Origin of the sequence: Mixta gaviniae (assembly GCF_002953195.1) — a bacterium.
GTDB lineage: Bacteria > Pseudomonadota > Gammaproteobacteria > Enterobacterales > Enterobacteriaceae > Mixta > Mixta gaviniae.
In genome coordinates this window covers 2,196,120-2,209,087 of sequence record NZ_CP026377.1, presented here as the reverse complement: position 1 = coordinate 2,209,087, position 12,968 = coordinate 2,196,120, and the positions used below count along the sequence as shown (strand labels likewise).

9 protein-coding genes are annotated in these 12,968 nt (G+C 57.8%); 6 read left to right on the top strand and 3 right to left on the bottom strand.

The annotated features are described in order from the left end of the window. Positions 1-129 precede the first annotated feature (129 nt). Positions 130-1,152, top strand: a complete 1,023-nt coding sequence (locus C2E15_RS10310) for an LLM class flavin-dependent oxidoreductase (RefSeq protein WP_104957286.1) — start codon at positions 130-132, stop codon at positions 1,150-1,152. 75 nt (positions 1,153-1,227) lie between these two features. Here the strand turns inward: C2E15_RS10310 and C2E15_RS10305 are convergent, their stop codons facing one another. After that, the gene (locus C2E15_RS10305; protein ID WP_167391858.1) at positions 1,228-3,768 is read right to left on the bottom strand and encodes an AAA family ATPase; all 2,541 of its coding nucleotides are present in this window, start codon (positions 3,766-3,768) and stop codon (positions 1,228-1,230) included. A gap of 339 nt (positions 3,769-4,107) precedes the next feature. On the opposite strand from C2E15_RS10305, the gene C2E15_RS10300 reads away from it, so the two are divergent. Next, on the top strand, positions 4,108-4,623 hold the full coding sequence (locus C2E15_RS10300) for a hypothetical protein (protein WP_104957284.1): 516 nt from the start codon (positions 4,108-4,110) through the stop codon (positions 4,621-4,623). Between the two features lie 535 nt (positions 4,624-5,158). Here C2E15_RS10300 and C2E15_RS10295 read toward each other — a convergent pair. Further along, on the bottom strand, positions 5,159-6,595 hold the full coding sequence (locus tag C2E15_RS10295) for a sugar porter family MFS transporter (RefSeq protein ID WP_104957283.1): 1,437 nt from the start codon (positions 6,593-6,595) through the stop codon (positions 5,159-5,161). An 84-nt stretch (positions 6,596-6,679) separates the two neighbouring features. Beyond that, entirely contained in the window at positions 6,680-7,867 is a 1,188-nt protein-coding gene (locus C2E15_RS10290; protein ID WP_104957282.1) for an ROK family transcriptional regulator, read from the bottom strand. Between the two features lie 140 nt (positions 7,868-8,007). On the opposite strand from C2E15_RS10290, the gene C2E15_RS10285 reads away from it, so the two are divergent. From C2E15_RS10285 to C2E15_RS10270, 4 genes are read left to right on the top strand one after another with little or no spacing between them, the layout of a single operon-like run. Then, on the top strand, positions 8,008-8,862 hold the full coding sequence (locus C2E15_RS10285) for an MBL fold metallo-hydrolase (protein ID WP_104957281.1): 855 nt from the start codon (positions 8,008-8,010) through the stop codon (positions 8,860-8,862). A 29-nt stretch (positions 8,863-8,891) separates the two neighbouring features. Beyond that, positions 8,892-10,217: an MFS transporter gene (locus C2E15_RS10280; RefSeq protein ID WP_167391857.1), complete on the top strand. Its 1,326-nt coding sequence runs from the start codon at positions 8,892-8,894 to the stop codon at positions 10,215-10,217. 10 nt (positions 10,218-10,227) lie between these two features. Further along, positions 10,228-11,880, top strand: coding sequence for a GMC family oxidoreductase (locus C2E15_RS10275; protein ID WP_104957279.1), 1,653 nt, complete (start codon positions 10,228-10,230; stop codon positions 11,878-11,880). Further along, on the top strand, positions 11,877-12,965 hold the full coding sequence (locus C2E15_RS10270) for a M24 family metallopeptidase (RefSeq protein ID WP_104957278.1): 1,089 nt from the start codon (positions 11,877-11,879) through the stop codon (positions 12,963-12,965). Before C2E15_RS10275 ends, C2E15_RS10270 begins: the two co-directional genes overlap by 4 nt. Positions 12,966-12,968: the final 3 nt, after the last annotated feature.

The window sequence follows — 12,968 nt, the reverse complement described above, 5'->3', positions numbered from 1 at the left end:
TTAAAGGGCGATAAACGCATCTGGTTACGCCGCAGCGGATGCTTTCCGCCGCCGGGGCCGCTAAAGTAAATAAAGAGATGAACTGGCTACCGGCGGGCCGTGGCGCCGCTGATTACAGAAGGGTAGAGCATGAAAAAAATCGGGTTTCTGTCGTTTGGCCACTGGGGCGCATCATTCCAGTCGGCGACGCGCAGCGCGGCAGATGCGCTACAGCAGTCGATCGAACTGGCCGTGGCGGCTGAAGATCTTGGCGCAGACGGCGCCTGGTTCCGCGTGCATCATTTTGCCCGCCAGCTTAGCGCGCCGTTTCCGCTGCTGGCGGCGATCGGTGCGCGCACAAAGCGTATAGAGATCGGTACCGGCGTCATTGATATGCGCTACGAAAATCCGCTTTATATGGCGGAAGATGCAGGGGTGGCGGATCTGATCAGCAACGGCCGCCTGCAGCTGGGCATCAGCCGCGGATCGCCGGAGCAGGTGATCGATGGCTGGCGCTATTTCGGCTATCAGCCGCAGGAGGGGGAAAGCGATGCGGAGATGGGCCGCCGCCACGCTGAAGTGTTGCTGGATGTACTGCGTGGCGAAGGATTTGCGAAGCCTAATCCGCAGCCGATGTTTGCCAACCCGCCCGGACTGCTGCGACCGGAGCCGTTTTCGGAAGGGCTGCGCGATCGCATCTGGTGGGGATCGGGATCCAACGCCACGGCGGTATGGGCAGCGAAGCGGGGCATGCATCTGCAAAGCTCGACGCTGAAGGATGATGAAACCGGCGAAGCGTTTCATATTCAGCAGGCGAAACAGATCCGCGCCTATCGCGCCGCCTGGCTGGAGGCGGGCCACGCGCGCGCGGCGCGCGTTTCCGTGAGCCGCAGCATCTTCCCGCTGATAAATGACAAAGATCGCGCTTACTTTGGCGCCAGCCGGGAAGAGGGCGATCAGGTCGGCTATCTTGATGAGAAGACGCGCGCTATTTTCGGCCGCAGCTACGCCGCCGAGCCGGAACGTCTGATTGCGCAGCTGAAGCAGGATGAGGCGATCGCCGAGGCGGATACGCTGCTGCTGACCATTCCCAATCAGCTTGGCGTCGATTACTGCGCCCACGTGATTGAAGCGGTGCTGACACAGGTAGCGCCAGCGCTGGGCTGGCGTTAACCGACAGGATGCCCGCCCGCAGGCGGGCCATCCACGTAACAGACGCTCTCCTTAACCGCATCTGGCGGTGGCTGATTATTGCGGATCGCTCACCCTTTTTTTCAGCTGTCTGGACAAATAGGGGGCGGTTAAGCTGTCAGCGGAACGGCTGACCTCTTCCGGCGTGCCGGCCGCAACGACGCGCCCGCCATTTATCCCGGATCCGGGGCCAAGATCGATGATCCAGTCAGCCTCTGAGGCTATTCTCATATCATGTTCCGCCATAATCACGCTATTGCCGCGCTGCACCAGCCGATCCAGCACCCGCATCAGTTTATCAACGTCCGATGGGTGTAAACCGGTTGAGGGCTCATCCAGCAGATAGAGCGTTTTACCGCGCTGCGTACGCTGAAGTTCCCAGGCAAGCTTAATGCGCTGGCACTCGCCGCCGGACAGCTCGGTGGCGGGCTGGCCTAATTTCAGATAGCCCAGACCGAGAGAAGCCAGCGCGGTAAGCGAACGCTGAATGGTTTCGTTATCCCGGAAAAGATCGGCTGCCTCATCTACCGTCAGATCAAGCACATCGGCAATGGTTCTGTTCTGCCAGCGCACCTCAAGCGTTTCCTCATTGTAGCGGCGGCCGCCGCAGGTAGCGCAGGGCGCGCTGGCCTGCGGCATAAACATCAGCTCGATGGTGATTTGCCCCTGTCCCTCGCAGGCCGGGCAGCGGCCTGCGGGCAGGTTGAAAGAAAAACGGCTGGCGTCGAAGCCGCGCTTTTTAGCCTCATCGGTATCGGCAAACAGCTTCCTTACCGTGTCAAAGAACCCGGTATAGGTAGCCAGGTTAGAGCGCGGCGTGCGTCCGATAGGGCGTTGATCGATGCGAACCAGCCGGTTTAGCGACGTGCCACCGGCGGTAATTTTTCCTGCCACATCCGGGCTAAGGCTCTCTTCATCGACTTCTTCATCCACGGGCGTTTTATCAAGGCGCGCCAGCAGCGCCGGCAGCACGCGGGTGAGCAGCGTGGATTTGCCCGAGCCGGATACGCCGGTAAGCACCGTCATGCTGCCAAGCGGTACCGACAGATCAAGATCATGGATATTATTGCAGGCAACCTGCTCAAGCCGGAGCCAGCGTTCAGGCCGCCGACGCTGACGCAGACCAGTATGTTGCGGGTTAAACAGATAGGCTGCCGTCGGCGATTGCGTCACATATTCAAGCCCGGCCGGCGATCCGTTATAAAGGATTTCGCCGCCCGCGCGGCCCGGACCCGGCCCGACTTCGGTCAGCCAGTCCGCTTCGGCGATAACGTCAAGGTTATGCTCAACGATGGCAAGGGAGTTGCCGGTCTGAATCAGGGCGCGCAGCGATGCGATCAGCGCGCGCACATCTTCCGGATGCAGCCCGGCCGCCGGTTCATCCAGCACATAGAGTACGCCGAAGAGCCGCGAGATCAGCTGCGTCGCCAGCCGGATGCGCTGCAGCTCACCGGATGAGAGCATCGTTGTCCGGCGGCCAAGTGAGAGATGGCCAAGGCCGAGCGTTTCCAGCTGGCCGAGTCGCTCGCAGATATCCGTAGTCATTCTGATCGCGGCTTCCCGTAATGCGGGCTCCTGCGGCAGGTGCGGAGAATCGCCTTCAGCGCAGGGCAGCAGCAGCGCTTTCAGCTGTGTCACCGTCAGTTCGCCCAGCTCGGCAATATCGTAACCGGCGAAGGTAAAAGAAAGGGCGGTCTGATTGAGCCTTTTGCCATGGCAGAGTTTGCAGGGCGCCACGGTAATAAAAGGGGCAAGACGTTTCCTTACCGACTCTTTGCCGCCGGCATAACTTTGCAGCACGTTTTTTCTGACGCTGGTATAGGTGCCGTTATAAGACGGTTCGAGACCGGCGCTAACCGCCTCTTTACGCTGCGCGACGCTCAGCCCGGCATAGATCGGCACGGAAGGCTGTTCCTCCGTGAACAATATCCATTCGCGATCCTGCTCTGACAGCGTTTTCCAGGGCGCATCGATATCGTAGCCCAGCGTTTCCAGGATCGATCGCAGGTTTTTCGCCTGCCAGCCGCCAGGCCAGGAGGCGATGGCGCCTTCGCGGATGCTTAATGCGGGATCCGGCACCAGCGCTTCCGCCTTAACCTCATGTACCATGCCGATACCCTGGCAGGCGGGACAGGCACCCTGCGGATTGTTGGGCGAAAACGCTTCGGCAGGCACAAACCCAACCCCGTCGGGGCGCTGGCCGGCGCGCGAAAGCAGCAGGCGGAGCGTAACGGCAATGCGCGTCAGGCTGCCGACCGTGGAACGCTCCTGAGCGCCCGCCCCGCTTTGCTGCAGCGCAACCGCAGGCGGCAGGCCGTCAATGTTATCAACATCCGGTATGGCGGCCTGTTCCATAAGGTGACGCACATGCGGCGCCACGGATTCCATAAACCGCCGCTGCGCTTCGGCAAAAATGGTATCAAAAGCCAGCGAGGATTTTCCCGAACCTGAAACCCCGGTAAAAACCACCATCGCATCACGGGGAAAGGAGAAAGAAACGTCTTTCAGATTATGTGTTCTCGCGCCGCGTACGCAGACATCAGGGGTGATGTCATCGCGTCGGGCGTTATTCCTGTTTTCATTTCCGTCTGACGGCATAGTATCCCCATAAAAAAGCGTGTAAAACTGCCTGTATATCCCTGGCGCGCCGCAGACGGCGGCGCTGTTCATGTTCGGCATCAACCGCGTGAAAAATGCAATGAGTACAAGGGTAGACATGGATCACAGATCCCACAATCGACTTATGCGCCCTGACGACATGGTGGCATCCATATCCGGCAGCGCTGTACATAAATTAAGCCGTTACGCCTGTTTTTTGGCGCGTCTACGTGAATTCTGCAGGGCTGGAGGGCTGCTGAGTTACCAGAATTGACGTAGCGCGATCTCTTTTATTTACCTTTTTAAAATCAATCAGTTAAACAGAGGAGGCCATTGATTATGCGTATGCATCGTACTGGCAGGCCAAAAATGCTTTATCGCGAGGTCAATACCACCACGCGGCACCGTTCGAATCATCCCGGCGGCGAGTACCGCTGGGAACGGCATAGCCATAAACGCATTGATGAACATGCGCCGCTGCGCGTTTCGATGCATGGCCGGGCGCAGCGGGGCCGCGATTACGCGCCGCTGTTTATGTTTCTGCTCAGCAAAGTGGGCCAGTGCTGGGATGCGGTTTACAGTGAAGCCGTTCGGCGTTTGGATAAACCGGAACCGATCTTCTGGCTGGTTGCGATGCATGAAGATGAGAAGCGGGAAATTGTCTGCTGTAATGAAAGCAGCTATTACCATGGTCTCTATGTTGATGAGGCGGGAAAACTGCAAAAGGTAAATCCGGCAATAGATGCCAGCGATGTGACGGTGCATTGTCGGTGTTGCACCCATACGTTTAACGGCGTTCCGCTAACCGCCTGCAAGGGAAGGGCAGACGATGCGGATCCACCGCCAACGGAATAAAGGGCGTTGATGTTTATCGCCGCTGATCCTGGCGGGCACCAGGATGAGGTAAGGAAGATTGAGGGAGAGAAAAGAGAGAGGAAATGGGGATAACGGACCGGTGCGTACGCTGATATCTAATTTAACATAATATACATTATGCGCACCTAAGTGCATTATGGCGGGATCCAGCTATTTGGCTCAGGCAACATCACCGGTTTTATTATTACGCGCGCCAGATGCTTCGCCTGTTAATCTTGGTGCTGAACGCCCGATGCTGGCTTATGCGTGACTTCACTTCATCATGCAAGGAAGGCTTTGGCATCATCTCAGCTCTACGAGGAAAGCTTGGTGCGTCATCTTTCGCGTTATGCTCTCATCTGATTACGGCCCTGACTGACTGCGGCTGAATGTTGATGCGCTTCTGACATTGCGGCGCCTGCGCACCCTGACGTGCGTCGCCGCTATCGGCGACGCGAACTGCATTTTTTAACGCTCACATTTTTAACGCCCAGCAGAAATCAGCACAGCTGCCTGGCTCACCGCGGTAATCGCTCTATGCTTCCTTGCGCACTTTACTGGCCGCCACGGAGGTGTGACCGGTTAACTGAATTTCCAGCTGCTCCAGCGATATCCCTTTTGTTTCTGGCACCTTTTTCATCACAAAGATAAAGCCCAGTGCGCAAATCAGGCCGTACAGCATAAAGCTGCCCGCCGCGCCCAGGTCCGCATTAAGTAAAGGAAAGGTATAGGTCAGAATAAAACAGGCGATCCAGAGCGCCAGCGTGCCGACGGACATCGCCAGTCCGCGTACGCGGTTTGGGAAAATTTCGGATAAAAGCACCCATGTCACTGGCGCCAGCGTTAAGGCGTAGATGGCGATCGCCGCCAGCACCAAAATAAGCACCGGCCAGCCAGGAATGCCGAGCAGATAGGCTGCGGCGATCAGAGAGTAACAGAGTGTTAACCCACCTGCCCCCAACAGCATCAGTTTACGGCGACCGAGGCGATCGACCAGCGGCAGTGCCAGCAGCGTCGCCAGCAAATTAATCAGGCCGGTAGCGACGATCGACTTCAACGTCCCATTGATATCAAAGCCCGCCGAGGCGAAGATCTCCTGCGCATAATTAAAGATGACATTGATGCCGCACCACTGCTGGAAGACCGCCAGCACCATGCCGACGATCATTACCGGCGCGATGCGCGGCTCAAACAGTGTGGCAAAGGTCGCGCGCTTCTGCGTTCTGTCTTTTTCCACCGCACTGGCAATTTCAGCAAGCGTCGTGCGGGCATAAGGCTCAGAACCCACTTTTTTCAGCATCGCGAACGCACGATCTTTTTTACCGGCCAGCATCAGCCAGCGCGGCGATTCCGGAACAAAAAACAGTAAAATCAGAAATGCTATTGACGGAATGCCGGCTGAAGCAAACATCCAGCGCCAGCCATATTCGCCATTCCAGCTGTGACGCAGCGCCTCCTGCGTCGCTTGGCTCGCAACAGGCTCGGCAATCAACAAATTCACCAGCTGCGCTGCCAGCACGCCTATCACGATCGTCAGCTGGTTAACCGCAACGAATTTGCCGCGTTTGTCGGCCGGACTTATTTCAGCGATATACATCGGGCTTAAGGCTGACGCGATGCCGATGCCAACCCCGCCTAAAATGCGGCACCAGATAAACATGTCAAAGCTGGTCGCTAAGGCGGTGCCAATTGATGTGGTGACAAACAGCAGCGCCGCAATCATTAACGGGATTTTGCGGCCAAACTTATCCGCTGACCAACCCGACGCCAGCGCGCCGAACACGCAGCCCACCAGCGCGGAACTCATCGCCCAGCCGGATGCGGCGGGATCGGTGATGCCGAACCACGCTTCGTAAAACGGCTTCGCCCCGCCGATCACCACCCAGTCGTAGCCGAAGAGCAATCCTCCGCAGGCCGCGACCAGGCAAATCCCCCATACGTAACGCATATTCAGATGTTGTTCGTTCTTCACGTTATCTCTCCGCACCAGAATCAAGGTGCGGCTATCTGAACATTGCTCAACCTGTGTGAAAGTCCAGAGGCTCACAGATCTTAGTTAAAGGAGTTTACTAAGCGGCGCGAGTTCGCCATTTTCAACATACAAATAGCCGATGCCCAGGAGCTGGCTGGCCCGATCCAGCAGCCCGAAATGAATATTGGTCGCCCTGTTTTTAAGGCTGTCGCGCGGATCGAAGGGGTTAAAATCGATCTGCTGAATAATGGTTTTGCGCCAGCTTTCGCCAAAGGCGCAGCTGCGGCCATACAACCATATTTGATTGATATTCAAGGTGTTAAGGAAGTTATATAAGCTCATGCCGATCGCTTCTGCCGCGTGATGCACCCAGTCGGCAATCCAGGGATCCCCGGCCTGCCATTGCGCCAGAAGCTGCCGGTTGGTCAGCGGTGGAAGTGCGCGGTTTCTTAAGCGCGCCGCCTGCTTCAACGCGCTGAGCGAGGCCACGGTTTCCAGACATCCCTGGCGGCCACAGCTGCAAAGGCTGCCGTGAGGCGCAATGATGGTATGACCAATCTGCCCGCTGCCGTAAAGATTGCCGCGGAATATTTCGCCATTGATCACGAAAGAGGAGCCGATGCCGTAATCGACGTTAATCACGCAAAACTCGCCCTGTTGATTGCGGTTCAGCCACTTTTCAGCCAGCGTCAGCATGATGCAGTCATTATCCACCCTCACCTCAATGCTCAGCCGCTCTTCAAGCAAATATTTCAGCTGCACCGGCGCCTTCCATGCGGCCTGAGGCATATGTTGCGAAACGCCAGTGACCGGATCGACCTGACCATGCACCGCCAGCGCCAGATTGATTTTTTTCTTCGGCCACTGCTGGCATACCTGCCGCCACAGCGCTTCGATCTCGTTCAGCAACGCATCCGGCGTGGCGGCGCTGATCGCTTTCTGCTGACATTCCCCTTTCGCCACCAGCTGCGCATCAGCCAGCTGAAATTCGATGCGCGTGGGAGTGATGCACATGCAAAGCGTCCAGGGGCCTGATTCGGGCAGCTGAAAACTGCCGCTGTTCAGCCCGCGATGACTTAAGGCGATAGCAGAATGGTCGATCTTTCCCTCGTCGATCAGTTCGTCAAGGATCTTGGTCGTGGCGGGGATGGTCAGTCCGCTTAGCTGCGCCAGCTGTGATTTACTTAACCGTTTATGACGCCACATAAACATCATAAACAGCGCCTTATTGTGTTTACGCACCTGGAAGTTATTTAAGCCGATCTGCTTCATCCGTTTTGCGCCTGTGGGTTAACGTTCACCCAGTATGCCTGTTTCACTAAACAGAGTTAACTGACTAATGTGACCTCCTCTTCAGCCCCTGATGTCCGCTTGCTTTACAGTCCGCTTTTATCAAGCATCAAGGAGATAACATGCCTTTTCTACTGCGTGACCCTGCCGTTCTGGCGGAGGAGCTGGCTAATACCCGGGTCGCTGAAAACATGCTGGCCATCTGGAGCCTTGGCCAGGCGGGCGTCATTATTAAAAATCACGTCGGTAATATGCTGGCGATCGACCCTTACCTTAGCGACGCTATCGAACGGCGCCATCCGGATAGCGAGTTTGTGCGACGCTTCCCGCCAGTGCTGCCGCCGGAAGCGCTGGCAATCTGCGATGCGATTCTGATTACCCATTTTCATGACGACCATATGGATTTGGCCACGCTTGAGCCGCTGGCCGCAAAGGCGCCCGATATGACGTTCTGGATCCCGGCGCCCGACGGCCGCGTCCTGCAGTCGGAAAATCCGCGGCTCGGTGTTCAGGTGCGCCTGGCGAAAACAGGAGAGGCGATTGAAACGGGACAATTCCATATTCTGCCCATCGCCGCAGCGCATAGCGACTATGAACGTGATGCCGCGGGCAACGACCGCTTTCTGGGTTATCACATCCGTTGCGGTGCGCTTAGTCTGTGGCACAGCGGCGATACGCTTGTTACGCCTGCGCTGCAGCAGCAGATGCAACAGCTGGGGCCTGACATCTGCGTTCTGCCGATCAACGGCGGCGATTATGCTCGCGGTGAGCGCGGCATTATGCCGAACATGCATTTCCGTGATGCGGCGGATTTGCATCACGCCATCGGCAGCGATCTGCTGTTGCCCTGCCATTACGATCTCTTTAGCTGCAACAGCGACAATCCTGCCTGGTTCGTTGACGACATGCTGACGCGCTATCCCGGTAAAAAATTTCATCTCCTGATGCCGGGAGAGCGCTTCGTTTACCTCAAATAAAACAAAACCCTACAATGGAATCACCTGCTATGAGACAAACAACACCAGCGGCAGCGCCCTCTTTTCTTGTCCGCATCGGCATTCCCCCCGCTCTGGCCTGGGGTTACGTAGCGGTACTGCTTTTTATGATCGGCGACGGCGTTGAATCAAACTATCTGGCGCCTTACCTGAGTCATAACGGCTTTACGCTTGATATTGCCGCGACGGTCATCACTTTTTACGGCGTCACCGTGACGCTGGGATCCTGGCTGGCCGGCTCGCTCTCTACCCTGATAGGCCCGCGTCAGGTGATGTTACTGGGCGGCGTGATCTGGATTGTCTTTGAGATCCTGTTCCTCGCTTTCGCCTTGCCCGCCAAAAGCGTCATCGGCATTGCGCTGACCTACGGTTTGCGTGGCCTGGCCTATCCGATGTTCGCCTATGCGTTTCTGGTATGGATACAGTCCGCTGCGCCGACGGAGATACGCGGATCGGCAACGGGCTGGTTTTGGCTCGCCTTTACTGGTGGATTACCGACGCTGGGCTCGTTAGTGGCGATCTTCTCCATCAGGCTGATCGGTGAATACGCCACTTTCTGGCTATCACTGATTCTGGTGGCGCTGGGCCTGATTATTATGCTGATCGCCGTGAAAGAGCGCAGTGGCTACCGCGCGCTACGAGATGAGCAACAGCGTAAACAGAGCGTCGGCCGCACGTTGCTGAGCGGTATTGACATACTGTGGCGTGAACCGCGCATCGCCGCCGCCGCCGTGGTGCGCATCATTAATACCACGCCCTACTTTGGTTTTTTTATCTTTCTTCCTGGCTTCTTCACCGAGCGCATCGGCTTCTCCCAGACCGAATATTTAAGCCTGATCACCATTATGGGCCTGGTGGGCATGAGCTTTAATCCGGTAATCGGCAAAATCAGTGACCATATCGGCTGGCGCAAGGTATTAACCTTCTTCGGCGGGCTGGGATCCGGCATCGCTATGCTGCTGATGTATTTTGTCCCACAGTGGAGCGGCGGCAGCTTTATTCTCAGCGTGATGTTTGCCTGCCTGTACGGCATTACCCTGTGCGGCTACGTGCCCGCCGCCGCGCTTTTCTCATCGCTTTGCGCCACCAAAGATAAAGGCAACGCCATGGCCATCTACTGCTTTGCCGCCGGGTTGTCCACGTTCTTTGGTCCGGCGTTATATAGCGGGCTGAACAAGCTGTTCGGCACCGAAGGGGTGATCTGGTGTTACGCCTTGCTCTATCTTGTCAGCGCCCTTATCTCCTGGTGTTTCCTGCTTAGCCCTCTCGACCCCGGCGAGCAAACTAACCCGGCAGCCCTGCGCCTGCGCAAACTCCATTCAGCCATATCGGAATAAAGGGACAGTAATGAACGTTTTTGACTACATCATCGTCGGCGGCGGCAGCGCAGGCTGCATTGTGGCGGCACGGCTGGTAAAAGAAACGCAGGCTCGCGTGCTGCTGTTGGAGGCGGGCAATGATGAATACCATCCGGTCTTAAAGATGCCCGCCGGCTATATGAAATACCTCGCCAGCGATAAATACCTGACGATGCACCAGACGCAGCCGCAACCGCAGCTGAACGGCCGTGGCGTGATCGTTCCTCAGGCGAAGGTGCTTGGCGGCGGCTCGACGGTTAACGCGATGGTCTATATGCGTGGTCACCGTCAGGACTATGAGGACTGGAACCGAGCGCTGCGGCATGAAGGCGTGGACTGGTCATGGGAGGCCCTGCTGCCGCATTACACCGCGATCGAAGATAACGATCATCTGGGGGCGCCTTATCACGGCGTTGGCGGTCCTCTTAAGGTTTCCCATCTCGGCCATGTTAGCCCGCTCAGCCGCGCTTATGTAAAAACCCTGCAGGCGATGGGCATTCCCTATACGCCCGATTTCAACACCGGTAATCCGTTCGGCGTCGGTTTTATGCAGCACACCATCGACTGGCAGACCCGCAAGCGCTGCAGCGTGGTCGATGCGTTTATTACGCCGTTACGCCATAACGACCGGCTGGTGATCGAAACCCAGGCGCAGGTGCAGGAGATCCTGTTCGAAGGAAACGAAGCGCGAGGCGTACGCTATCAGCGCCACGGCGCGGAACATCAGGCCTGGGCGAACAGCGAAGTGATTCTGGCGGCGGGCGCCTACCAGACGCCGAAGCTGCTGATGCTCTCCGGCGTGGGTCCGCAAAAGCATCTTGAAGAAAAAGGGATCGTTCTGCGACATCCACTTCCCGGCGTGGGTCAGAATCTGCAGGACCATTATGAAGTGCCGGTCGTGGCGGCCACGCGCGGCGCCTGGGGCTATTACGGTCAGGATCGTGGCTGGCCGCTGATAAAGGCGGGCGTGGAATACCTGCTGTTTAAAACCGGGCCGGTGACCACCACCGGCGTGGAGAGCTGCGCCTTTTTCAATCCGCTTGATTTTAGTGCGCCGCCCACCATTCAGATGTTCTGCGTGCCGACCATATACCTTGACCGTGATGTAATGGGACGCGATCCGGGTCATGGCGTAACCATTAACTCACTGCTGCTGCGGCCTAAAGCCACCGGCTACGTGACGCTGCGCGATGCGATGCCTGACTCGCTGCCGCTAATCGATACACAAATTTTCGGCCATCCCGACGATCTCGCCCAAACGCTGGCGGGTTTTCATTTTGCGCGTAAGGTCATCGCCGCCGCGCCCATCGACGGCATGGTGGAGCGGGAAATCTTCCCCGGCGTCGATGTGGAAAGCGAGGATGCGCTAGCTGAGCATTGCAAAAGGATGGTAAAAACCGGCTATCACCCGACAGGTACCTGCCGCATGGGCCATAAAGATGATCCACTGGCGGTGCTTACCTCCGATTTACGGGTGCGCGGTTTGCGCAAGCTGCGCGTCGTCGATGCGTCCATGATGCCGAATATCATCAGTGGAAACACCAATGCGGTGGTCATGGCGGTCGCCCACCGCGCCGCCGATCTGATTCTGGGACGGGAGACAACACCCGTTCGGGGGCTGCCGGCGGAGAGATTGCCATGAGCGAGAGACTTAAGCGATTACAGGCCAGCCTGGCCGACTGGCAGCTTGACGGGCTGCTGCTTACCCGGCGCGATAATATCGCCTGGCTGACTGAAGGCGCCAGCTACTATGTCGTCGAACGCGCAGAAACCGGGGTTGCCAGCCTGCTGATCATGCCCGATCGGGTGCTGCTACTCGCCCCGGAAAATGAGATGCCGCGCATCCTGGCGGAAGAGCCGCTACCCTTTGCGTGTGAAACGTACCGCTATCCGTGGTATGCCTCCCCAGAGGCGGCGCTGACAGCCTTCAGGCCGGCCCGATTAGGCAGTGATATGCCTGTCGCCTCGGCGCTGAACATTCAGGAGCGTATGCCGCCGCTGCGCCAGGGGTTAAATGAGACAGAAAAGCAGGCGTTTCGCGCATTGGGGCGCGAGGCGGCGCGGCTGGTCGAAGATATCGCTCGTCAGCTGCGGCCGGGCATCCGCGAGCGCGAGGTTGAGGCAGAAATCTTCAGGCGTAGCCTTGCGCGCGGGATTCGCCCCGTTTGTACCCTCATCGCGGCCGATGAACGTATCGCGGCCTATAAACATCCGGTGCCGGGCGATAAGCCGCTGGCGAAAAAAATGCTGATTACCTTAGGGGCGGAGCGTCAGGGGCTGAACGTTAGCCTGACCCGTATGGTGCAGTTCGGCGAGCCGGATGCCGAACTACGGCAGCGCATCCTGAGCCTGGCGGCGATTCATGCCGATATCCAGCACGCCGCCAGGCCGGGCTGGCGCTGGCAGGCGGTGTTTGCGGAGATTCAGCAGGCCTATCAGCGACATGGCTGGCCCGACGGCTGGCGCCACCATCATCAGGGCGGTCCGGCGGGCTATGGCTGCCGCGACTGGATCCTGACGCCTGACGCCGCAGGTCTCGTACTCCCCGATACCGCCCAGGCCTGGAACCCGACGCTGAGCGGAGTAAAAAGCGAAGATACCGCCCTGGTGACCGACGGCGAGACCGAGTGGCTGACCCGCAGCGGCCGTTGGCCGCTGATTGAAATTACCCGAGAAGGCCAGCGCTGGCAGTTTGCCGACTGGCTGGTTCTCCCTTGTTCATCATAAGGA

Coding starts and splice junctions, on each gene's coding strand:
- C2E15_RS10310 (WP_104957286.1), top strand. CDS start 130: ATGAAAAAAATCGGGTTTCTGTCGTTTGGCCACTGGGGCGCATCATTC.
- C2E15_RS10305 (WP_167391858.1), bottom strand. CDS start 3,768: ATGCCGTCAGACGGAAATGAAAACAGGAATAACGCCCGACGCGATGAC.
- C2E15_RS10300 (WP_104957284.1), top strand. CDS start 4,108: ATGCGTATGCATCGTACTGGCAGGCCAAAAATGCTTTATCGCGAGGTC.
- C2E15_RS10290 (WP_104957282.1), bottom strand. CDS start 7,867: ATGAAGCAGATCGGCTTAAATAACTTCCAGGTGCGTAAACACAATAAG.
- C2E15_RS10285 (WP_104957281.1), top strand. CDS start 8,008: ATGCCTTTTCTACTGCGTGACCCTGCCGTTCTGGCGGAGGAGCTGGCT.
- C2E15_RS10280 (WP_167391857.1), top strand. CDS start 8,892: ATGAGACAAACAACACCAGCGGCAGCGCCCTCTTTTCTTGTCCGCATC.
- C2E15_RS10275 (WP_104957279.1), top strand. CDS start 10,228: ATGAACGTTTTTGACTACATCATCGTCGGCGGCGGCAGCGCAGGCTGC.
- C2E15_RS10270 (WP_104957278.1), top strand. CDS start 11,877: ATGAGCGAGAGACTTAAGCGATTACAGGCCAGCCTGGCCGACTGGCAG.